At 54.3% G+C, this 21,988-nt stretch carries 21 protein-coding genes and 1 pseudogene; 1 reads left to right on the top strand and 21 read right to left on the bottom strand.

Annotation, left to right across the window (positions count from 1 at the left end):
* Window positions 1-12: 12 nt before the first annotated feature.
* From JNL86_03580 to JNL86_03515, 14 genes and pseudogenes are all read right to left on the bottom strand, one after another.
* Complete coding sequence (locus JNL86_03580; protein MBL8041980.1) at window positions 13-1,221, bottom strand: site-specific integrase; 1,209 nt, start codon at window positions 1,219-1,221, stop codon at window positions 13-15.
* A complete protein-coding gene (locus JNL86_03575; protein ID MBL8041979.1) occupies window positions 1,196-1,444 on the bottom strand; it encodes a helix-turn-helix transcriptional regulator in 249 nt (82 codons plus the stop codon). The genes JNL86_03580 and JNL86_03575 overlap by 26 nt, the downstream gene beginning before the upstream one ends.
* Before the next feature lie 24 nt (window positions 1,445-1,468).
* Window positions 1,469-1,678, bottom strand: coding sequence for an excisionase family DNA-binding protein (locus JNL86_03570; protein ID MBL8041978.1), 210 nt, complete (start codon window positions 1,676-1,678; stop codon window positions 1,469-1,471).
* Window positions 1,679-1,836: 158 nt separating this feature from the next.
* Window positions 1,837-3,300: a toprim domain-containing protein gene (locus tag JNL86_03565; GenBank protein ID MBL8041977.1), complete on the bottom strand. Its 1,464-nt coding sequence runs from the start codon at window positions 3,298-3,300 to the stop codon at window positions 1,837-1,839.
* A gap of 254 nt (window positions 3,301-3,554) precedes the next feature.
* Window positions 3,555-4,244: a hypothetical protein gene (locus JNL86_03560; protein ID MBL8041976.1), complete on the bottom strand. Its 690-nt coding sequence runs from the start codon at window positions 4,242-4,244 to the stop codon at window positions 3,555-3,557.
* 59 nt (window positions 4,245-4,303) lie between these two features.
* Complete coding sequence (locus JNL86_03555) at window positions 4,304-4,639, bottom strand: hypothetical protein (protein MBL8041975.1); 336 nt, start codon at window positions 4,637-4,639, stop codon at window positions 4,304-4,306.
* 83 nt (window positions 4,640-4,722) lie between these two features.
* Complete coding sequence (locus JNL86_03550; protein ID MBL8041974.1) at window positions 4,723-4,947, bottom strand: hypothetical protein; 225 nt, start codon at window positions 4,945-4,947, stop codon at window positions 4,723-4,725.
* 1,440 nt (window positions 4,948-6,387) lie between these two features.
* The gene (locus JNL86_03545) at window positions 6,388-6,615 is read right to left on the bottom strand and encodes a transposase (GenBank protein MBL8041973.1); all 228 of its coding nucleotides are present in this window, start codon (window positions 6,613-6,615) and stop codon (window positions 6,388-6,390) included.
* Window positions 6,616-6,726: 111 nt separating this feature from the next.
* Entirely contained in the window at window positions 6,727-6,882 is a 156-nt protein-coding gene (locus tag JNL86_03540) for a DDE-type integrase/transposase/recombinase (protein MBL8041972.1), read from the bottom strand.
* A 45-nt stretch (window positions 6,883-6,927) separates the two neighbouring features.
* Window positions 6,928-7,221: a transposase gene (locus JNL86_03535; GenBank protein ID MBL8041971.1), complete on the bottom strand. Its 294-nt coding sequence runs from the start codon at window positions 7,219-7,221 to the stop codon at window positions 6,928-6,930.
* A 105-nt stretch (window positions 7,222-7,326) separates the two neighbouring features.
* The gene (locus JNL86_03530; protein ID MBL8041970.1) at window positions 7,327-8,316 is read right to left on the bottom strand and encodes a hypothetical protein; all 990 of its coding nucleotides are present in this window, start codon (window positions 8,314-8,316) and stop codon (window positions 7,327-7,329) included.
* 29 nt (window positions 8,317-8,345) lie between these two features.
* Window positions 8,346-9,848 carry a hypothetical protein gene (locus tag JNL86_03525; protein ID MBL8041969.1) on the bottom strand — a complete coding sequence of 501 codons (1,503 nt, stop codon included), beginning with the start codon at window positions 9,846-9,848 and terminating at the stop codon, window positions 8,346-8,348.
* Between the two features lie 1,684 nt (window positions 9,849-11,532).
* A pseudogene (locus tag JNL86_03520) lies at window positions 11,533-12,661 on the bottom strand (IS3 family transposase).
* 1,686 nt (window positions 12,662-14,347) lie between these two features.
* Window positions 14,348-14,614 (bottom strand): hypothetical protein, encoded by a 267-nt coding sequence (locus JNL86_03515; GenBank protein ID MBL8041968.1) that lies wholly within the window; start codon window positions 14,612-14,614, stop codon window positions 14,348-14,350.
* Between the two features lie 781 nt (window positions 14,615-15,395).
* On the opposite strand from JNL86_03515, the gene JNL86_03510 reads away from it, so the two are divergent.
* Window positions 15,396-15,659, top strand: a complete 264-nt coding sequence (locus JNL86_03510) for a PilZ domain-containing protein (GenBank protein ID MBL8041967.1) — start codon at window positions 15,396-15,398, stop codon at window positions 15,657-15,659.
* Window positions 15,660-15,709: 50 nt separating this feature from the next.
* Here JNL86_03510 and JNL86_03505 read toward each other — a convergent pair whose 3' ends face one another.
* The 7 genes from JNL86_03505 to JNL86_03475 form a co-directional block, all read right to left on the bottom strand.
* On the bottom strand, window positions 15,710-16,156 hold the full coding sequence (locus tag JNL86_03505) for a cytochrome c (GenBank protein ID MBL8041966.1): 447 nt from the start codon (window positions 16,154-16,156) through the stop codon (window positions 15,710-15,712).
* 87 nt (window positions 16,157-16,243) lie between these two features.
* Window positions 16,244-16,795 carry a DUF1264 domain-containing protein gene (locus JNL86_03500; protein MBL8041965.1) on the bottom strand — a complete coding sequence of 184 codons (552 nt, stop codon included), beginning with the start codon at window positions 16,793-16,795 and terminating at the stop codon, window positions 16,244-16,246.
* 51 nt (window positions 16,796-16,846) lie between these two features.
* Window positions 16,847-17,353, bottom strand: coding sequence for a DUF1264 domain-containing protein (locus JNL86_03495; protein MBL8041964.1), 507 nt, complete (start codon window positions 17,351-17,353; stop codon window positions 16,847-16,849).
* A gap of 111 nt (window positions 17,354-17,464) precedes the next feature.
* Entirely contained in the window at window positions 17,465-18,562 is a 1,098-nt protein-coding gene (locus tag JNL86_03490) for a c-type cytochrome (GenBank protein ID MBL8041963.1), read from the bottom strand.
* Between the two features lie 139 nt (window positions 18,563-18,701).
* Window positions 18,702-19,295 (bottom strand): VOC family protein, encoded by a 594-nt coding sequence (locus JNL86_03485; protein MBL8041962.1) that lies wholly within the window; start codon window positions 19,293-19,295, stop codon window positions 18,702-18,704.
* Window positions 19,279-20,835, bottom strand: a complete 1,557-nt coding sequence (locus JNL86_03480) for an aldehyde dehydrogenase family protein (GenBank protein MBL8041961.1) — start codon at window positions 20,833-20,835, stop codon at window positions 19,279-19,281. The genes JNL86_03485 and JNL86_03480 overlap by 17 nt, the downstream gene beginning before the upstream one ends.
* Window positions 20,836-20,841: 6 nt before the next feature.
* Complete coding sequence (locus tag JNL86_03475; protein MBL8041960.1) at window positions 20,842-21,933, bottom strand: saccharopine dehydrogenase NADP-binding domain-containing protein; 1,092 nt, start codon at window positions 21,931-21,933, stop codon at window positions 20,842-20,844.
* Window positions 21,934-21,988 lie beyond the last annotated feature (55 nt).

Below are 21,988 nucleotides of genomic sequence, written 5' to 3'. Positions count from 1 at the left end.
TTAATCAACACATTAGGCGGGAATCGAGACACCTGCTACCGTCACGGTAGTGGCAGGTGTTAATACCGTGTTAGCGGCATCTAAGACGTTGACGCGATGCACCTGCCCACTCGGAATCCAGCGAGCATAATACCTCAAGGTGATCGTTGGCTTGGTGTGTCCGAGTTGGTGGCTAACATAGAGCAAGGGCACATTTGAGGAGAGGAGTAAGGAGGCGAATGTATGGCGCAGGTCGTACACTCGGAACCTCGGCAATCCGGCTCCGTCGAGTACACGATGGAAGGCTCGGACCACATGGCTCTCATCAAGTAATGAGCCGGTCTTAGACGGGAACAGCCACGAGCTTTCTCGTCCCTGCGCAATCGCTTCCGCTTTCATCCACGTGAGGTAACCCCTCAGCCTCTCTAGTAAGCCGTCGCTCAGATCTACCCAGCGCGTTTCACCCGTCTTCGTATTCTTCACATGACTCTCCAGGGTTGCCGATCGTTCCACCCGTACGCGTTTGCCGTGGAAGTCAATGTCTCCTGGTTGCAAGGCCCGTCCTTCTGCTGGCCGCAGGCCCGTCATTAGATATAACCGAAGCAGCATGGCATAAGCAGGCGACAAGGTCCCAGCTCGCTCCATGTCCTCCAGTTTCTCCTCGAAAATCTGCTTCTGTTCCCAAGACAACGGATGTACATCAGGTGCGTTCACCTGGCTGGCCCGACGTTTCCGGCGCTGTCCCAGTACAGGATTAACAGAAATAATCTCCTCATCAGCAGCATCGGTCAAAATCGTGGAGATGACGGCCCGAATCAGTCGCACCGAATTCAAGGAAAGACCTTCCTGCTGTTTCACCGCCAAGAGCGCCTTAATGGTCCCCCACGTCAGGCCAGCAATAGGACACTCCCGCATGATGGGCAGAATATAGAGAGCAAGCAGTTGGGTGTAGTTCGCATGAGTCTTTGCTGCGAGGCTGCCCTTGGCTACCCCGAGCCACTTCTCGGCGTATTCCCCAAAGGTCACAATGGACGGCTGAACCTCGGGCGCAATACGAAGGCCTTGCAGGAGATGCGTTTTAATAATGCTCTCCTGCTTCCGCGCCTCCTCCTTATTTCGGCATCCCACCTTCCAGCGTTTCAGCTTGGCATGAGGGACACCCCGAGCAAGCCTCAAAAACCCGTCGTTCTCGATGACGGGAAACTCGACATAATAACTATCCTTTCGCTTGGTGAGTCCCATAGGACTTCCCTCCTTTTCGTGGTTCTTTGGCCACCCCAACGAGTTGGTTAAGAGTGATGTTTAATGCCGCACACAACTTAAGGAGCGTGGAGAGCTGGGGGTCGAGTTTTCCCGCCTCCAGCTTGTACAGCGACATGTGATGAATCCCGCTCTTCGCTGCCAACTGTCGAAGGCTCAAGCCTCGCTTCTCACGCCATTCCTTCAACTGTGTGTGCATGGCCATCTGTAATCCTTTAAGCATACATTGTCAAGGGCGATGCGAACTGATCGGCATAACGGTACGCTGTTTAATCCACGTATCCAGGAGGGCCACATCAAATTTCACGAGCCGACCCATCTTCACGAAAGGGATACGCCGTTGACTGACCATGGTGTAAACGGTGTGGATGGAAAGGCCGGTATATGCCGCAGCCTCCTTGATACTGATGAGCCGTGCAAAGGTCCTGTCTTCTTTCATTAATTACCTAGCCTTTCTGCTACACACCTTTCCGGTGCTGGCTTCAGCCAATCGCAACTTTGAACCTCAATTTCCATCATGTAGATCGTCCACCGTTCACAATTTGATCGCGGCTACGCTAGACGATGATGCCGTTTCCATGATGTCTCCGAAGCCCTCTATGATGAAGGGTCTACGAATGGAAGGTAGTCCTGATACTGCCCGGTCACGCGGTTAAACCGAAGCAAGGCTACGCCCGGACTACCCACTTCCCTAAACCGTACTTTTTGCACATGGATTTGCACCGGTTCGTCCGGCAGCTTTTCATCGCGCCAAACGGTGAGGCAATTGTCGGCCTTATTACGCCAATGCGCTGAGCCGCTAATGTCGTAGGGGGTTGGAACAGGGTATGTCTTGTCATCGAGACGGTACAGCTTTTGAGGATGGGCCACGACCCACACATGTACCTGATAGGCACGCGCAAATCGGCGGAGCTGGCCTAGCGATGTCGAAATATATTCCGTCTCCGTTTGGCCGTGGGGCCGGGTGTGTTCAAACTCGTTCCATGGATCAAGAATCAACCCCCGGATTCCGCACCGAGCGACCAGCAACTTCGCCTGCTCAAGAATGGCAGGAATGGTTACGGCCTCGTCTGGCGCAATAAACACAAACCGGTGTTCTAGCCAGTTCAACGCTTCGGCAAGCACCAGGGGAGAACAGCGAGGCATAGCGCCGGGCCCAAAGGGTTGCCCGGTATATTGCTCCGTCAGCTTTGCCACATGTCGCGATACCGGCATATTCTCGGGGGAACACACCGCGAAAGGCCAATCGTCCTGCTTGGCCAAATTCATCACGAGGGCATCGAGGAACTGACTTTTCCCGTGTGAGGGGATACCAGTTACGACGGTGAGTTCCCCAGGACGCACCGTATAATGTCGGTCCACAGACTCCCAGCCCGTTGATGCCCCGCGCTGAAATCCGCCTTGGTACAGAGACATCACGTCATCCGCCAAATCCGCCACACTAAAAACCCCCTCTAGGGGGTAGGGCTTGGCTTCCTCGATACATCGTCGTAATTCATCGGCCCCTTTCTGGACCAGCACGTCATTGGCGTCCTTGCAGCCTTCTGGCCACCGCACGCGATAGCAACGCCCGGGCCCTAAACGTCTGGCAAGCTCTGCCTCAAGGGTCTGACCTGCAGCGTCCTGGTCCACGGCGAGGACAATCTTCTTGAGGGAGTCCAGCTGCGCGGCGCAATTCGTGAGAAAATCAAACTTCGTATCGCTTGGCCTGGAATTGGGCGGGGGAGCGCCATCCGGAACACTAATCGCATTGGCGATACCAGCCACCGCGAGGGCCAGCTTGTCGCATTCGCCTTCCACGATTGCCGCCCAGGATTCTGTTAGATCGTCCAATCCATAGAAGACTTTTTCCGCTCCGCGCACTTGTCGGAAATCTTTCCCCTCCAGCGAGCGGTATTTGAGATTGACCACTTCGTCGTTTCGCATGTATGGAAAGACAATGCACGGAACTTCTTCCTCGCGTTGCGGCAAATACACATCCTGGAGAGCAATGCCATACCGGCCCACGATAGATTCGGTAATCCCGCGTCGTGCAAACCATTCATGAAGCACCTCAGGCACCGTGGACGGCTTTTCGAAAGAAGGGCGGACGATCCGTCTCGGGGGCTGGGACCGAGATTCCTCGCCCGCCTTGAGTGAGCCGCTCCAGCCACAGTGGTGGCAACACCAGACACCTTCAATCGTATTGACGGACAAACACCGCCCCTTCGCCTTCTTTCTAGTGTGACTGCATTGGGGACAAGTGGTCTGAACTTCCACTCCTGAACGGTCCTGCAGATCAATCCGTACATCCTCAAAAGTTTTCTTGGCCTGGGTCATAGCTCCACCTCAATCTGTGAGCACATTGAACCTTTTGAGGGCAGTTCATCATTCCAACGTTCTTGGTTGAGCCACGTTGCCGGCATTGGGATGTACCTGCCTCCTTCGTCCTGCCACTTCTTGGTTTGCTTGGCCGCTGCGATTTGGGCGAGCATGATGGCGAGAAGGTCGGCCAATGGCCGATGCTTCCGCCACCACTGCAGGCATGCCTTACGGCCTTCCTTCTTTGGATAGGCAGCCCAGAATTCTTCGAACCCCGCTGGATTGGTGGCTGCACTCCGAAGTTTTGGCGCTTTCTCTTGTTCTGTATAATCAAGAGAAGATGAAGATAAAGATGAAGAGGAAGAGTTGCCTTTCGGTTGGTACTCCGGTTCAACCCGACACGAACCCTGGTTGCGCCGCGCTTCAGCGGAACGCACCCCTTTCTTTGACTGCAATTGCCGATACTTGCGTTGCTTCAGTGCTGCCTCTCGCAAGTATGCGGACACTAACAGCCCATTTTTTTCCTCAAAAATTGGATCGCCGTCGTATTGAATTTCCTTGCGGAGCGACATCCATTCTTCAACCGGAATCCCGAGGGCACGTGCGAGGCACTCATTGTTATCTACGATGGAACACTGTTTCTCACCGTCTGCCCACATGTAGCCAAGTAGCCGAATGTAGGCTCCTTGAGCCGCGAGGCTCATGCGCTGCACCCGAAAGTCCAACAACGTCCTAGGATAGAATTGAAAAGCAGGAGCTCGGTTCACGGCTTCACCTTTGGGTGGAGGAGGGGTGGTTGGGTAAGATCGAACCTCTGGATAATGCTGCCTACTGACTCGAAGCCGTGGAGGTCGCCGTCATCCTCTGGGGTACATGCCTGGGCGAAATTCGAGGTTTGAAGGGGAACGGGGAACGAAGGGGCCCCCTCCGGCTTGGGCACCACCAATAGACAACGATTAATGAGTGATTCGAACTGATCTAAGCGATCGGCGACAAGCGGATCATTCCACTCCGTGCAAATGGAAAGCTCGCGCCTGAACTCTTGGGCGATGGCGTTCCAGGCTTGCAAATGGCTATAGGACAAAGTAGGGTGTGTCATGTTGATCCTTTCCTCAAGGGGTCAAGAAGGGAATGTTTGTTGTGGCTGCTGCCGAAGTGGCGCTTCGGCAGCGGACCAACTCGCTATTCTTCAGCTTTCTGATGCGAAGCTGAGAGTGCGGGGTTTTTCCTGGCTCTCTCCAACCGTTCCACTGCCTGCTCTTTCATCCATCCCAAAACCTCAGTCAAACTAAAGCGGATTCGAATCCCCGCCCGATAGTGAGGCATGCCCCGCTTCGCGAGGTGGTAAATGTTGTGCTGCCGCAGTCCGGTAACTGCGGCCACCGTTCCAGCATTGTGTAACTGCATTGCAGGACCTCCATGATGGTGACGTGAAGAAACGAACCGACCTCTGTGTCTGGACGGACGAACGCCGGCGAAGCGTGATGAAGCTCCCAAAAGGCACTCCGGTAACGGAGCAGCCTGGGATACGCATGAAGTGGAAGTTTGGAGTGCCGGATGGAAGCTACGATTGACGACATCTAAACACCTTGTAAGAGACTACCGTCCAAACAAGGCATTCGTTTTAAGGTATGCCGTGGGAGCTAACCGATATGTGCTGGTGCGAAAGGAACTGGCATTCCGCCTTATTCAGGGTGGGAATACCAGCTCGGTGTCAGGGACACCATGCACCACTGTTCGAAAGGCCTTATACCCTAGTGATAGATACGTGTCAAATTTGGTCCGCTTGAAAAATTGTCCCAAACGAGCTCGGACAGGGCTCCATCCCCCACATATGCTATGTCGCCCCCACATATACTGTGCCGTCAAGATGATAAAAAAATTTGTGCCGCGCGACCCAAGGAGAACACTTGCGGGGTTGCACTGCTATAGAAGGAGTTTATGCGATGGGAGTATGGATCGTGGCTCTTAGCTCAATAATCTTCAGCTCAAGAGTGGCAGGAATTGGAACGCCTAAGGCCCTGGCGTCAGAGGCCACATGCCGCCGCACGCGCTCAAGCAGGAGAACCAATGCGGCTGTCACGGGTAACGCCCATGCTTTTCTGGTAAACCCCAGACCGGTTCGCTTGTCCCACCAGTGCTTGGCAACCAGGTGGCACGGCAAGCATGATTTTAGAAGAATGCGCCGTGCTTGATGACGACTCACCCCAAGAAGTTGGGCGAGCTCACCAAGGGTCCACAAGTCTGTTGGTATGGATCGGCGAGCCCAATGATAGTTGTGGTCGATCTTCATCTAACACTCAGCCTGCCGCCGAACGATCTATGATTCATCCAACGGTTATTTTCAATGTACGCCGGATTCCCCTGTTTTCCCGGAAGTCGTGAGGTGATCAATGTTGCGTGAGAGCATAGAGAAGGTACTTGCCGAATACAAGACGGCCAAACAAGCGCCGCTGTAGGAGCATCCCCTAGCGAGATTTCTCACAAAGACGTTGCCTGATGGCGTGGCGAAAATGACCCAAACCCCAAAACGTAGGCCAGCGGCCAGCTTCTTCTGCCGCCGTCGCCGTAACGACAGCCCCTCGTTGCGATAGTAGATCCGTTTCACCTTCTTATGATTCACGCGCCAGCCCTCGTGCCGTAAGCGCACATAGATCCAGAGACAGCCTTACCGCCGCTTCGTCTCGCCACTCTCCCAAATCCGTGTCCGCAATGCGGCATCGTCCTGACATCGACTATGATACCAGAGCGTCTGGCGATCGAGGCCCAGGAGGCGGCACACCCGTCGTTGACCGAGCCCGAAGCGCTCGGTACTCCACTGAGCCGCCGCTCGCTTCGCCTTGGGCCCTAGCAGTTTTTTGCGGTGATGGCTTTTAACGCTTGGATGTCCAGCGCTTGGTCCGTCACCATCTGTTTGAGCCGCCGGTTTTCGTCCTCCAGTTGGCGGAGCTTCTTCACATCACTCACTTCGAGCCCGACATATTTCATCCGCCACTTAGAAAAGGTGGCATCGGAGATGCCGTGCTTACGGCAGAGCTTGTGGACTCCAATGCCTGCTTGAGCATCCTTGAGCAAGGCAATGATTTATTCTTCCGTGTGCCGTTTTCGAGTCATGTGTCCCTCCTGTGGACACCATCTCAACACAGGTAGACTTCCACGCTAAGGGTCTAGTTTTCGGGGGGAAGGTCAGGTGGACCAGCCAACAATGCGACGAGAGCACAGGTCCATCACAACAGCCAAATAGAGCCAGCCTTCCCATGTGCGCACGTATGTAATGTCGGTAACCCAGGCGGTGTTGGACCGGGGGACGGTAAACCCTCGTTGCAGCGTATTGAGCGTCAGGAGAGACGTGGGGCTTCTGGTGTACCGAGGCGTTCGGTAACCGTATCAAGCTTTCAGGTTGTTGGCGCTCATGATCCGAGCCACACGATGCTTGCTACACGTTTCGCCGACTTCTCGCAAATCGAGAAAGATCCGCGGGGCGCCGCAGATGCCGTGGCTCGCCGTATAGGCTGCGCGGATTAGGCCAGGCAGCCGCTGGTCCTCCACCGCTCGATTAGAGAGCGGGTTCCGTAACCGTTGATAGAACCCGCGACGCGACACGTCGAGGAGGCGGCACATCATGTGCCGTATCAAACTCTTGGCGATGGGCTTTGATGAACGTGTATTTCCGTCGGACATGCTGCAATTTCCATCGACTACCCATTGGTCTTCCCCCTGTTCTCACGACTATTCTAAAGTGCCGGTGAAACCCTGGGAAGTCCAACATGACTTCACATAATTCAATTAATGCGTGCAGTGCTCAGAATGAGTTGAGGCTTTGACCATACTGCTGGATACGCTCGATGCGACTAGGTGCGAAGCTAGACTCTTGGCGATCGGTTGTTTGGTAATAGTCTCGATAAAGAGAAATTGACCAGCGGGATTGACTTCCAAGAAGACATATCGGCCATCTGGTTCAAGGCGCATGTCAATGGCCCCGTAAACTAGCCCAAGCATTTTCATCAACTGGCGGAGTTGCTGTTGTACTAGCTCAGGAATCTTGACGGATTCAATTCGAGCTTTGCCAATGTCAATTCGGCAATCTACGGCGTAAGCCGTCTCCTGTGAATGGATTGCCGCGGGGAAAATGTCGTCTCCAACGACTGTAATTCGAAGATCGTATATGGCTTCAATGTAGCTCTGGAAGATCACGGGAGCAAAGCGAACACTGTCGATGTTGACTAGCTCTTGTTCTCCAACCAAGCGTGTTTCTCTCCAATTATCCTGTGTGGCGGAGAAGGCTTTGCAGATCGTCTTCTCATTCATCTTGATGAATTGACGAGCAGCATTAGGGTCGTTCGTAATCAGCGTCTCGGGAGTGGGGATTCCAAGCTCTCGTGCCAACTTAAGCTGATATGCCTTCCGGTGTGCAGCTGCATCACGGGCTGGATCATTAATCCAAAAGATATCGAGAGATTGCCATAGACCCATGATAGCTTCCTGCGATTCATTGAACGCGAACTGAGCATGGCTCTGGTTCTGAATGCATGGGTCTAATTGAAATTGTTGGGGACGGCGCCACCAAATGGAATTGACCTCCGAAAAGTCGATTAAACCGGTATCCGTGTCTAAAGTAAATCGCGGACCATTTCGCGCTGTGTATGTCATTGAAAGCTTGGAACGGAGAGGGAAGTCGGAAAGATCCAGTAGCCGAACAGGTGCGTCTATTTGCCGCAGTTCTTCGAGTACTGCCAAAGCATGAGTGTCCGATTTGCTGGAAATGATGATTACCACTTTCCGACTCCTCCCGTTTTAAGTCCCGCTTAATTTCCCTGAATCATCCGTGAATACTCACCTACTAGACGCTGGTATTCCTGGTGGATCTGCTCAGCTTGTTGTCGATCTGCATCCGTTAGCATCCCAGTCTGCTCGCTCTGTTGGTATTGCGATAGCAATTGTTCCAACTGCTCGATTTGTTGCTCGTAATTGGTCAACTGGGCCTGATAGGCCTCAGGGAAAGATCCTTTCCATGCCATGGAATGATGGGGGGTAGATAGGATGAACGGCGTGCTTCCTCCGCGCATTCCGGCCCCTGTAACAGGTCCTCCAGGATTCAGCGGTCCGGAACCAATCGGGTCGGCGCCACCGACGGTGCCGATGGGATCATCTAAAACTTTGATCGAACCGCTGCCTCCGTCATCGGCAAACTTGGTGGTGATATCTTCCCTGAACTTGAGCGTGGGGTCGTCGACAAACTTGAGCGAAGGGTCATCGGCAAACTTGGTGGTGATATCTTCCCTGAACTTGAGCGTGGGATCGTCAGCGAACTTGAGCGAAGGGTCATCGGCAAACTTGGTGGTGATATCTTCCCTGAACTTGAGCGTGGGGTCGTCGACAAACTTGAGCGTTGGGAGCTTCTTAACGCCCAGGGTAGAACGATCTCCGTCAAGGCACGCCTGCATGCGGGTTATTTGGCCAGCGGTGAACATGAACATTGCTTGATCATCCACGTAGTCCATATAGTTCATAAAAAGATCACCGTTAGGGCCGTTGCTACAGGTGACATGAGGAAAAGCCGGCGTGCCGTAATTTGGGCCGGCTTGATTCGGTGTGTCTCCCACAAAGTCAGTACCTGAGCATGCGGATCCGTCGTCTCCCCAAATATGATTGAGATTGAGGAAATGACCGATTTCGTGGGTTGCAGTTCGGCCAAGGTTAAAGGGTGCTGCTGCCGTACCGATTGTGCCAAAGGCAGTGCAATTGATCACAACGCCGTCTGTGGCAGTTGGACCACCTGGAAATTGGGCATACCCAAGCAATCCGCCGCCCAGTGGGCAAACCCATAGATTTAGATACTTATCACTCGGCCAGGCGTCATGGCCCCCGGTGGTGGCACTCTTGACCTTGTCATCGTCGATGAAAGAAGCCGATACTGTGCTGGTACGAGTGATGCCATTGGTCGGGCTGTTTGCGGGGTCCTTTTCTGCCAATTTGAACTCGATACGGGCATCAGCCGCCAACGGTGCAAAGACACCCGGAAGGCTGGCAATATCTGGATTAGTCTTACGGAAATCCTTGTTCAGGACTTCAATTTGGCTATTAATCTGGGCATCAGAGATATTCTGCGCTGGAATGTTGTAGACAACATGTACAACGACAGGGATTACCGTCACGCCAGGCCGTTGGAATGCACCGCGAGTCCTCGCATACTCAAGCGCATGATTATTACTGCGTGCACGGTTGGCAACATATTCTTGGCTTGATGACATCAACCTCAGGTGCACGTTCTGGGTGCCGCAAGTGCGGCGGGGAGCTTCGTTGGCCATAGTATTCCTCCTTCGTTAATTGGTTTATAGTAGGTGGTGAAAATCTGGAAGTGCACATATCGCTGTGCATTTCATGAAACTGCACATCTGTCACCCGATAAACAGCCAACTGGATACCCACCTCGCAGACTGGAATCGTTTTGCCAATATCAAAGTGGGGCAAGAACCAGCCGCTCGGCATCGACGGATATAATCCGAAAACGAAGGGACGCTCCGCCCGCAGGTCGGAGCATGAGTATGCTGTCTTCTTCGATAGACCAAGTACCGTCGGTAATTTCTCGCTTGTCAGTGGGACCGGGTCGGATCACTTTCAGCCCCCCCCCTTTCTCTATCTGGTATCCATATCGACCGCGCGACGGGAGAAATGGGTACGTAGAGGGCCGAAAGATCATTTGTTTTCCAGAATTCTCCTCATGAGAATTGAGCCAATCGCCCACCAACTTTTTTTCTATTCCTGTGTTCACTTCGGATGAACCTCCTGTCGCGAGTTGTTTACTCGTAGAGTCACAACTAAAACACAGGGCCAGGAGCAAAATAATAAATACTCTCGAGTAAACAGCTGAGTCATGGTTATGCTTCCAATAGTTTGGCCTCAAGTGACCATACGTATTCAATCCCATTTTGTTTGCCTGTATAAGATTTCAAAAGGGCATCAAAGGTCATATTCTTCAACAAGACTGGCCAGGATTTTGGATGCGTGATCGATCATGTCTTGGACAGATGTCGTAATAGTTATGTCTATCTAAAATCATACAAAAATTGATTCCTCGGTCTTAGTGATGAGCTGAAATTGCTTACTCTATGCAGAGCATAAGTAGTGCCATGCTGGTCTTCACCTTGCAGAAAAATCTCTCAACTCTAAAGCATTGCTTTGAGTGATTATTGCAATCGCCAGTCTCAATATATGTATGAGGTTCGGGCTAGCACTGAATCTATTTAGATACATAACTGAATCTATTTGGATTCAACTAGAATTGTTAAGAGCGCCGTTTAGTAACCCTGTGGCAGGCTGTTAGCCGGTTGGGAACCGTGCATAACCGGAGCTTCGGATGTGTAGTAATCTGCGTTGCACCCTGTCTGGAGGTAGACACGAATGACGAGATACTGTTGACCATGCAGCAGTTGGACCGGATCAAGCCCTATTCACCCATGTCGCACGATGTTGACGTTCCCTCCGAAAACGACGGCAATCTAACACGAGAGTAGAATGGCGGCTTCGACAGTCCTTGACGAAAGGAGTGGATCGATGAAGCGGTCGAAATTCTCCGAAGAACAGATCGTCTATGCACTCCGCCAAGCCGACAGCGGTACCCCCGTCGGCGACCTTTGCCGGCAGCTCGAGAAGGATGCGGTGATCTTCACATCTAAGGCTCACCGCCTATATAGGTGGTCCATTTGCTAAGTGCTGAAAAAATCTAGTGATCGATGAAATGCAAACTTTCTCAAAGCATTGATAATATTGCGCTTTAGACGCCTTTCCAAGGCAAGAGCCGCCGGTTCAAATCCCGTTTCTCGCTCCAACTTTTCCTATATTTACAACTCGCCACCTTTTCGCCAGTCAGTTTATAAACAGCGTTGTAGACAGTCTTTCGGTCTAACTGCACTGACCTAGCCGGGCTGAATTGGTCCAGATGGAATGTTAGTCTGGACTGCCACTGGCCAGCCCACGATTTCTGCACCAATTCTAGGAAGAGTCTCCAGCAGTGAGAGCGGGGGTGCAGAGCGGATTCTCGGCCGCCCGCTTGGCAAATTCGGCTGGCGTTTGATCCTGGAGTGCCCAGTGAGAGCGATTCTCATTATACTCTCGCCTCCAAGCCTCAATGCGCTCTTGGGTTTCATGAAGCGATTCGAACCAGCGCACATTGAGACATTTCCGCCGGACCGTCGCGTTGAAGGATTCCACATAAGCGTTGTCCGTGGACTTTTCGGGTCGTGAGCAGTCGATGTGCACCTGGTACTGATAGGCTCAGAGATCGACCAGTTGACCGCAACACTCGCTGCCATGATCGCAGAAGCGTCGCCTAGGTGCACCGCGTTGCGCGGTGAGTCGATTCAACCCCTACACGACGTGCTCGCTACGGAGCCGCTGGCCTACCTCAATGGCCACCCGTTCTTGGGTCCAGCCATCCACGACGGTTAAGCCCGAATCCGATGCCCCTTGGCCAAGTGATCTGCCACAACGTCCAGCGTCCAAGCGTCATTCGGTCTGGTGACCGGGGGCCGGTGGGTGCGGGGCACGATCGCTTTGCGCCGCCGCGCTGGCCGATGCCGCAGCGTCAAGCCTTCTTCCCGGTACAGGCAATAGACCAGCAGCTTGCCCACGATCTAGCCTTCTCGATTCAGGAGGACCCAAATTTTCCGGTACCCGGAGCGGACACGGGTCTGGGCCATCTCCCGGATTCGCTGGCAGAGCTCGTTGCGAGGATTCCGGTAACTGCGATAGCGATAATTGGCCCTCGCACAGCGGACGGTTTGACAAGCACGGCGTTCAATGATCGAATAGGCCGTACCCAGGTATTGCGCCACGACCCGCTGCTGCGAGGGCCGTACCATTTTTTTACGAACCCGTCCTGTAGCATCACTTGATCCAGTGACAAGTCTGCGACCAGCCGTTTGAGCTTCGCATGTTCCTCCTGGAGCTGTTTGAACTGGCGGACGTGCTCGGATTCCAGGCCGGCATATCGCCGCTTCCAGCGATCGAACGTCTGCTCGGTAATCCCGAGATGACGGATGAGGTCCGCAACCGAGGCTCACAACTCCGGCCGTTTGAGCACCGCCACGACGTGCTTGACACTGAAGCGTGTGCGTTTCACGGCATCCTCCTTCCTCCCTTAAGGGGCATGATGCCGGAAACTCTCTCTCCGATTGGAACGAAAACGGCGGGGCCGACCACTTCAAAAAATGGTTTTCAGATTTTTTTTAGTGTCGCGAGGAGAGGCCGGGCTTTGCCGACGCCATAGAAGTTTGTGAACCGACCCTTCTGGCAAGAATTTTTGCTGATACTTCCCCGGCCGTCGCAGCAGGAAACAATAGGAAGAAGTTGGTGTTAAAGAGGTGTTAAGCGTTCCGCCAAAAGGCACTGGCACGCGAGAAAGAGGAACAAATACAACCAGAGAGCCTATGCCCTAATCCCTTGTACTGAAGTAGAGATGGCCCAATTTACAATGAATTGAGCCATCTCCTCGCATTCACTCTTAATCAGCGGGCCGTAGGTTCGACCCCTACACGGCCCACCAAAATCAATCAATAACTTACTCGGTACTTGTGACAGCCGCTTCGACGGAAGGGGCTGTCTGTGTTATTCGTGTGTGACTCGTGAGGCAATTCGCCAACTCGAGTACGTTCACCCGGCAAACCTGCCCCATTCCGCTCACAATCAATTCGTCCACCTTCGCTCCCGTGTTCTGTGCACAGTCATCCGTCTGCAGGTCTCCGATCTATAACCCCCTTCATCAGAGCCGCTGGCCTTTCATTCTAGCGCGGCATTTCCTCCTCCGTCCTGATCAGACTGCACCAACAGCACTTGCAAATCGTACCTGACCAAAGCTTTCCCCATCGTTCAACTTCAGGAAAATGAACATTCCTCAGATCATGAACATGACCCATAATTATTTTGAGACTTCATATCATATAACTCTGTCGCCCTGCTCCTCCTTCTGCCCGACTAGGGATTAAACAGCTCGTTTGTCCCCTCGCGCGACGGAATTCTGGCACTGACTCTACCCATCAGTCCAGGGGCAGCGTGCACGAACCCGCAGGACGGAGCAAGTGAAGTGAGACCCTTTACTTCACTTGCTTCCCCTGCGGCTTTCAGCGAACCGGGCCAAGCAGGAAAGGATAGTCCCATGAAATGTTTACGTTGCGGAGGATACCTTACGATCGAACCATCCATAGACTTTTACCAGCCGAAAGGCCGCTGGCGCTGCGTCAACTGTGGAAATCGCACAGCGGCTACAACCAGTCCCTCATCTAAGTTATCCATTGAATATCTGCGACGAACTTCCCTTCAACACATCCAAGCCCCGCTCTCACAACACATCCAAGCCCCGCTCTCACCAAGTCCGCCAATGCACGATGACCTCTGTCACTGAGCACAAGCATGACAATGAAAGCTTACGAGTGTCCCCAATGCAGACGCCACAGCTTAGTGCCAACGGGCGGTTTCTTGTCTTGCGGGGAATGCAGCTACGCCATCACTGCCACAGCCCTCGCGCTCGAACAACGACTGCGCAGCCTCCATCCGCATAACGCACAGAAGTAACCACATCAACCTACGACTGGTGAGTCAGAGAACCTACCCTCACAGGAACACACTCACACAATGAACTGGAATCTTCCTGCCGTAGTTAGCCTGTTCGTGTCCTTACTTATGGTACTCGTCGCAGTGCTGGGCTCCCTACTGCTCGCCTACTGATCCTAATCGCCACCATGGAGCAGTCAAAGAAACACGTCGATGGACATGCTTCTCGGCAAGCAGCTGCGGATACACGGTGTGACAACTACAACTGCCCTGAGCGATCTTCGTCAAAACCTATCGAACGGCATTTACGATAGCGTCCCGCAGGCCACGTCACGCCCCATGATTTTATCCAAATTGATTCATCGATTATCGAATTAGATACACCGACATCACGCACCGCAAAAAGCATCCCACGATAGGCAGATGTTTTTTTCCCGCAGACCCAAGAATTTTCGCCTTCGATCCGTGCAACGCGGAATTGCTTTCGTGGTATGCGAGTTGCTCCCACCACATCACGACGAGTCATTGCGAACTACCTTGAGTCTAATCAGCGCAAAAAGGAGAAGCGAATCATGCTCTGGGCAATCTTCATCGCAGGAACCTATGTGGCAGGAATCTATCTGATCCGCTTGGTATGGTGGCAGGAGTGAGAACCGTTCACGGACACCCCGTAGACACTCGCAAAAAAAGCACCGCCCCCAGCAGCCGCGAGGCGCTCGCGGCTCAGCTGTGCTATGCGCCGTTCGATCTGCTCCTCATCCCCTATCGAGACCGATTGTCGCATCTGAGGCAAGGAGATTTGAGCTTGCGCACTGCCTGTCAGTCCCTTCTGAAAGAGCCGTCGTTGATGGAACAACTCAACGGACACACCCCAGCATGAACCTTCCTTCCTCCCAGAATGACCGATCACACCAGGCCGCAACAGACAACTCCTTCTTCACTTGTCCCCGCTGCATTGAAACCGTACGTCGATCGGAGCGTCGTGGATGGCGCGACTTCCTTCGACATCTCTGCGGTCGATTTCCATGGCGATGCCGCTCCTGCCACCATCGGTTTTACGTCGCCATCCGGGGATAGCCTCAAGAATCCGCGGTGGTACCGGCTTGCCACCCACAGGCAGTGGCCCACCCGAGTCGCCACAGGCCCCTCTAAGGCAGGGCTGTTGTTTTTCACTCCCACGCCCTACACTGCCACTCATGCAAACGCATGCATCGCCGCCACAAAGGCCACACAACCATTCCACCGCATCAGCTACCACTCTTCGCTTTCAGCGGTCCCACGACCGCCTAGGAGTTAGCCATCCAGCCATGTTCGCCGGTGCGCCCTTTATTGGAGAGGGCATGATTCACAATCTGTCCCCTACAGGCTGCCTGATAGAGTGCGACCGCCCAGTATTGGAGGGCGGCTATGTCACCGTTCGCCTGCTCCTGCCAGACCAGGTCCGCGCCTTGGTCGTTGAACTCGCAGCCATACGCTGGGTTCGTGACGGCTACTTCGGCATTGAATTCCTACGGCTCCCCCCTCCGGACCACAGTCGACTGGCCATGTTCCTGGCGGCCTACCGCCGCTAAGGCTGCAGTCGATGCCCTAATACCGACCAGGCAGATGCCGGCCGCACTCCTCATGGCCGACCGAACGACCGAACATACATCAGGACCTGCCACGCTTCCTCTTCCGTCAAAATCAATGGAATAAACGGCGCCATATCCGTTCCGGGGCTTCCGTTTTTCAGAATCCAAAACAATTCTCCATCCGTTCTGGTCTGCTGCCACATCTTGTCGGTAAAATTCCTTGGGAGCGGTCCCTTGAACGTGGAATAGTCCAAGTCCATTCCCAATCCTTTCCCATCCGCTCCGTGGCAGGCACGACAAAACGCTTTCCCTTCAAAAAGGGCCTTACCCTTCTGAAGCACTTCGGGGGTCACGGGGAAGGGATTAGTCACTGCGCGGGCAGATTCCATCTGGTCGATTGGTACACGAGGCCGCAACACCTCCGAATCCGCCGACCACACGGCGGCAGCCAGACTCAATAACGCCCCAGCAAGTATCCACACACGGCCACATCGCATCATGGCATCTCCATCCCTACAAGAAACAGCACAGGCGGAAAAGCCTCATGTTCCGGCCTTTCCGCCTGTCAGTGTTACCTTGCGCTGCTATTCGGTTCGAGGCTTATGGCCAACCGACTGCGGATGTCCAACCTCACCATTCGGCGCCTTCGCGCCATCCGGCCAAAGATGGAAAATGATTCCATCTGTCTTGGCCGCAGCCGCCGCGACTTCCTTTGCCTGAGCATCAGGCATGTCAAGAATCTGTACCCGTCCCGTCGCAATCTCAACTTCATGATCGTGGTAGTACTTATTCCATGTTTCCAATGGGACATGAGACCTCGAAACGGATTTGGCGACGAAATACTCAATGTCCGTCAGCAAGGCGTTCGAATCGGTCGATTCGAACAGCAGACACTGCAACACCTCAGGGGAGATGGGCTTGCAGTAGTGATGATACGGACCATGGACGGAACCGTCCTCGAACTTATGAGGCGCCATCACGTGAATCGTATAGCCCTGCGCCGGAGTCGGCAGGGACCTTGCCGCGGCAGCCGGTGCCGCGGTGGCAGCTGTTTTCATTTCATGAGAGGTTTCCGCACAACCAGTCGCCGTCACCACGGCGGCACACAACCCAATCACCGCAATCGCACTTCGCATAGTGGCCTCCTTACCTTTCGTCTTGGAATCGATCATTGGTGAACGGCGGTGTTACTCCGTCCGTGGCTTATGTCCAACTGAGGTCGGATGCCCGACCGTTCCATCCGGAGCTTTGGCGCCCTTCGGCCACAAATGAAAAATGATCCCATCTGTCTTGGCAGCGGCTGCCGCAACGTCCTTCGCCTGCGCATCAGGCATGTCCAATACCTGAACCCGCCCAGTGGCAATCTCGACTTCATGGTCATGATAAAACTTATTCCATACGTCGAGCGACACCGCCGATCGAGACACAGGTTTCGCGACGAAATACTCCACATCCGTCAGCACTGCATTCGGCTCCGTCGACTCAAACAGCAGACACTGCAATACTTCCGGCTTGATGGCCTTACAATAGTGATGGAACGGGCCAGCCACAGAGCCGTCCTCCATCTTATGGGGCGCCATTACGTGAATGTCGAATCCGTCTGCCGGCCCCGGTTTCCCGTCCGCTGCGAAGACGGGCCCGCCGATGGCAAGTACCAGCGTGCTCGCACCAAGCACGCAAAGATGTCGAAACATATGAGGCCTCCTCTGGTTGGGGTTGGAATGCACCGAGATGATGTATGAACAAACCAATCCATTACGCTCGCCTGCCCGTGAGAGCCATGGCCATCAAAAAGGATTCACAAATTATTTTGGCAACTTCGGCATGCTGAACTTCAACGGCTCACCCGTCAACGCCTTCAAAAACGCCACGAGGTCGGTCTTTTCTTCCGCGGTCAAGTTCAAAGGTTTCACCAGCGGACTCAGATTGGGATTGCTCCCACCCCCTTGATCCATAAACTCAACCACTTCCTCCAGCGTCTTAAACGCACCGTCGTGCATGTATGGCGACGTTTCCGTAATGCTGCGCAGCGTGGGAGTCTTGAACGCACGCTTGTCTTTTTCCGCCCTGGTGACGTTATACCGACCGAGGTCCTCTTTCATCGGCCCCACCTGAGGCACACCAAGATTGTGGAACTGATTATCCGTCAAGTTCGCCCCGCTGTGGCAAAGCACGCAGCGGGCTTTGCCTTTAAAGAGCGCCAGACCACGAACCGCCGCCTCATCCATCGCCTTCTGATCGCCTAACATATACTTATCAAACGCTGAATTCGTCGACAGCACTGTGCGCTCATAGGCTGCAATGGCTTCGGCGATCCCTTGCAAACTCACCTCGGCTCCAAACACCGCTCGAAATTGCTGTTGGTAGCCTTTGATTTTGCTCAACTTGGACACCACATGCTCATGTGTTTCGGCCATCTCGACGGGATTATGAATCGGCCCGATCGCCTGCTCCTCCAAGGACCGCGCCCGTCCATCCCAGAACTGCACATGGTTAAATGCCGTGTTGTAGACCGTCGGCGATTGACGCCCTCCGACCCCACCGTCGACCCCGATAGAGGTTTGACGGGAATCCGCAAAGCCTGTCCCTGGATTGTGACAAAATGCACAAGAGATGGCGTTATTCTTGGAAAGCCGCCCATCGAAATACAGTTGTTTGCCGAGTTCTATCTTCGCGGCATAGTTCAGATTCGAAGAAGGGACAGGAACGACGGCAGGCAGCGGCCCGATATCAGGTACGGTCACACCTTCAATGGTCACAGTGCCATGAGGCGCATGAGCGGAGGGCGAGGCCTGAACAAGGCCATCCCCCCCCTCGAACGCACGGAGACAGAGCAGTATCGTGATCGCGCGAACCGGCAAAGCAAATCGCATCATATCGATGACCTCCCAAGTAGCCCACAGTCGAATGAACCGATCAGCGCGGTTCTGGTAGCGGGGGCATTGTACGCACATTGATGGATTCGGTCGAGGCTCCCTCCCCGACCCCAAAAGGTCGCGTTGCAGAGAACGATTGCCACGCGGGAAGACTCAAGCCGTGGGATCAGCGCACCGTGGATCGCATCAGGCTGTCCGCTTGGGGAGGAAGAAACCCCTGATAGCCCTGATGACGCTCAGCCAGTTCCAGCACCGAGAAGGGCTGGCCATCGACCATCTCCGGAGCGGTAAAAATCTGTCTCAGCGGGCCTCCCCGTGCACCGACAATCTCCCCAGCAAAGACAATGCCTCTCGCTTTCAACTTGAGAATGGCTTGCTCGATATCCTCCACCCGCACCGCGACATGATGCAATACGCGATCACCAAACTTTTCCACCCAACGAGGAATGATGCTGGTGTTACCACGGTCGTCCGGATAGGCCTGATCGACAAATAACGCCGGATACCCAGCCTTCCTGTAGACCTTTGCATACCAATCCTCATACCGAATCGTTTCATCATACTCATACCCCAGCCCAATGAACTCTTCCGCGCGTCGGTCGATGTCCCCTGTTCTGATGGTCACGTGATCCATCACGGGGACAAATCCCACCCCGATATCATCCAATGCCTGACGCAGCAGTTCAGCTGCACTATTGTGTGCCAGAAAGTCAGCGGTCATTCGAGCCAGGACGGTATCGAGTTCAGTGGCTTGCCCCATCATCCCCTCCTTCCGCTCGCCCAAATTTCACACCCTGCGCCAACGGCAACTCCGTTCCCCAATTGATAGTCGTCGTTTGCCGTCGCATGTATGCTTTCCAGGCATCAGATCCAGCTTCACGCCCTCCCCCGGTAGCCTTCTCTCCACCGAACGCCCCACCGATTTCCGCCCCAGAGGTGCCGATGTTGATATTCGCAATTCCGCAATCGCTGCCGATGGCCGACAGGAAGGCCTCACTATGGCGAAGGTATTGAGTAAACAACGCGGACGACAATCCCTGCGGAACCGCATTCTGCATGTGGATGGCTTCATCCAACGTACGATACGTCATGACGTACAGGATCGGCGCAAATGTTTCTTGCTGAACAATGTCCCAATCATTCTGCGCACGGACGATCGTCGGCTCGACAAAATATCCTGGGCGTCGCAACACCTGCCCCCCGCAGAGAATTTCTCCACCGGCGGTTCTCACCGCGTCGAGCGCCGCCTGATACTTTGCAACTGCGTACTCATCGATCAGTGGCCCCATCATGACGTCCGGATCCAAGGGGTCGCCAATCGTCACCTGGGCATAGGCGGCACGAAGCTGGGACACCAGCCTCTCATAGTGCGACTCATGCACAATCAGCCGTCTGGTGCTAGTGCAGCGTTGACCTGCGGTCCCGACCGCCCCGAAGACAATCGCGCGTGTGGCCAAATCCAGATTTGCCGTCTCGTCCACAATCACCGCATTATTTCCGCTCAATTCCAACAGACTGCGACCCAAGCGATGTCCGACCACCTCCGCTACATGCCGTCCCACCGCTACCGACCCAGTAAAGGAGATCAGGGGGAGTCGTTCGTCGCCGACCATGCGGTCGGCGAGTTCGACGCGATCAGTCGTGAGCAGTGCAAGAACGCCAGGATACCCGACCTCCTCCAACACTCGATTACACAGATGCTGCACGGCGAGGGCACAAAGCGGAGCCTTCGGCGAGGGCTTCCACAAGACCGTGTTTCCGGCAACAGCCGCGATGAACGCGTTCCAGGCCCAAACCGCAACCGGGAAATTAAATGCGGTGATCACTCCCACCACACCCAAGGGATGCCATTGCTCATACATCCGATGCCGAGTGCGTTCCGAATGCATGGTGCGCCCATACAACATGCGGGAGAGCCCCACGGCAAAATCCGCCATGTCGATCATCTCCTGCACTTCGCCGTCCCCTTCGGATTTGATCTTGCCCACTTCCAGCGACACCAGGGTACCCAACGCGTCTTTGTGCTCCCTCAGCGCCTGCCCGATCAAACGAATGACTTCGCCTCGCTTGGGGGCCGGCACCTGGCGCCACGAGAGCTGTCGTTCACACAACCCATCGACGAGGCCTTGGTAGTCGTCGTCGGAACAACCGTACACACGACCCAATACCCTGCCATTCGATGGATTTCGTGACTCCAGGACTCCAGTCGCCACCGTACCGATGCCGGCCGTGGAAGGCAGCGAGCCTGCTGGCTGTTCCTGCAATACGCCCAATGAGGTCAACAGTTCAGTCGTTGTCATGATCCGCTAAGAACGAAAGCAGTCGCCGAAACGATTGTCCAACACATCCTGCAGGAGGAAATTCTCCTGCCTGACAAAGCCGCGATAGGCTGAGGGCCTGGCCATGACAAGATCAACGACGCAGCACAGCGACGAGGCCGTCGTCACCTGAATGGCGGACCACAGTCGTCCAAACATGGTTTTCGGATAGACCTTCTTGACGTAGGTCTCTTCAAATAATTCACCCTGCCGGGTCCCGGTCACGGAGGCGTACATCAAGACCACATCTTGGTGCGTTTGCGGAATCGCTCGTTCCAGAATGCGTTTGAGCGTGTCCCGATCTTCATTCAACTTCAGATCGTTCATGAGAAATTGGATTTTTTCGCAATGGCCAGGATAGCGAAGGGTCTTATAGTTCATGGTGCGGACCCGCCCCCGATAGGTGTCCGCCAACGTCCCCAGCCCGCCGGAGGTATTAAAGGCTTCGTACAACAGCCCATCGAGTTCAATGGTCTCATACCCCTCCAACGGTTGCAGACGAACTTCCTGCCCTCCCTCGATTCCCACACAGGGGTTCCCGTACTCATTCAAGAGACCGTCTGTGGACCATGTCAGGGAATACTTCAACGCGTTACTCGGATGAACCGGCAGCGCACCGACACGCATCTTCACATGGTCGATAGAATCGAACCGCCCGATCAGATCGTTGGTGACGATACTGATAAACCCAGGTGCCAGACCGCATTGGGGAATGAATGCCCGCTCGGCCCCCTCACTGATCACTTTGACCCGCCCGGTCACGGCGACGTCTTCGGTCAGATCAAAATAGTGCAGGCGATGGGCACGCGCGAGTTCGGCAACAGTTGGATTGTGAAAATAAGGGAGTCCGGAGAGAACGGCATCAAACCGATGGGAGGTCACATACTCTCGGACGGAGTCAGGGCGACGCACGTCCAATGCGCACGGGGTCACCGTGGACAGTGCCAATTCATCGATCAGCCGCTTGGGAGCATCAAGGGTGAGATCGGCCAGATGAATCTGATAGTGCCCTTTGGCTGCTAACAGCGCGGCAACCAAAGATCCGATCTTCCCGGCCCCGAGCACAAGTACCTGAGGCATTCCGCACCTCACGGTCATTATACTCTTTCGAGGAAAAAGCACGAGAGGGGATCTC

The organism is Nitrospira sp., from assembly GCA_016788885.1.
Classification (GTDB): domain Bacteria; phylum Nitrospirota; class Nitrospiria; order Nitrospirales; family Nitrospiraceae; genus Nitrospira_A.
This window is presented reverse-complemented; position numbering and strand designations above follow the sequence as displayed.

Bases quoted from the DNA above. Each gene is read 5' to 3' on its own strand.
- JNL86_03555 (MBL8041975.1), bottom strand. From the start codon at position 4,639: ATGACACACCCTACTTTGTCCTATAGCCATTTGCAAGCCTGGAACGCC.
- JNL86_03495 (MBL8041964.1), bottom strand. From the start codon at position 17,353: ATGTTTCGACATCTTTGCGTGCTTGGTGCGAGCACGCTGGTACTTGCC.
- JNL86_03580 (MBL8041980.1), bottom strand. From the start codon at position 1,221: ATGGGACTCACCAAGCGAAAGGATAGTTATTATGTCGAGTTTCCCGTC.
- JNL86_03525 (MBL8041969.1), bottom strand. From the start codon at position 9,848: ATGGCCAACGAAGCTCCCCGCCGCACTTGCGGCACCCAGAACGTGCAC.
- JNL86_03535 (MBL8041971.1), bottom strand. From the start codon at position 7,221: ATGTCCGACGGAAATACACGTTCATCAAAGCCCATCGCCAAGAGTTTG.
- JNL86_03550 (MBL8041974.1), bottom strand. From the start codon at position 4,947: ATGCAGTTACACAATGCTGGAACGGTGGCCGCAGTTACCGGACTGCGG.
- JNL86_03485 (MBL8041962.1), bottom strand. From the start codon at position 19,295: ATGGGGCAAGCCACTGAACTCGATACCGTCCTGGCTCGAATGACCGCT.
- JNL86_03515 (MBL8041968.1), bottom strand. From the start codon at position 14,614: ATGACTCGTCGTGATGTGGTGGGAGCAACTCGCATACCACGAAAGCAA.
- JNL86_03570 (MBL8041978.1), bottom strand. From the start codon at position 1,678: ATGAAAGAAGACAGGACCTTTGCACGGCTCATCAGTATCAAGGAGGCT.
- JNL86_03575 (MBL8041979.1), bottom strand. From the start codon at position 1,444: ATGGCCATGCACACACAGTTGAAGGAATGGCGTGAGAAGCGAGGCTTG.
- JNL86_03475 (MBL8041960.1), bottom strand. From the start codon at position 21,933: ATGCCTCAGGTACTTGTGCTCGGGGCCGGGAAGATCGGATCTTTGGTT.
- JNL86_03505 (MBL8041966.1), bottom strand. From the start codon at position 16,156: ATGCGATGTGGCCGTGTGTGGATACTTGCTGGGGCGTTATTGAGTCTG.
- JNL86_03480 (MBL8041961.1), bottom strand. From the start codon at position 20,835: ATGACAACGACTGAACTGTTGACCTCATTGGGCGTATTGCAGGAACAG.
- JNL86_03500 (MBL8041965.1), bottom strand. From the start codon at position 16,795: ATGCGAAGTGCGATTGCGGTGATTGGGTTGTGTGCCGCCGTGGTGACG.
- JNL86_03560 (MBL8041976.1), bottom strand. From the start codon at position 4,244: ATGAGCCTCGCGGCTCAAGGAGCCTACATTCGGCTACTTGGCTACATG.
- JNL86_03510 (MBL8041967.1), top strand. From the start codon at position 15,396: ATGTTCGCCGGTGCGCCCTTTATTGGAGAGGGCATGATTCACAATCTG.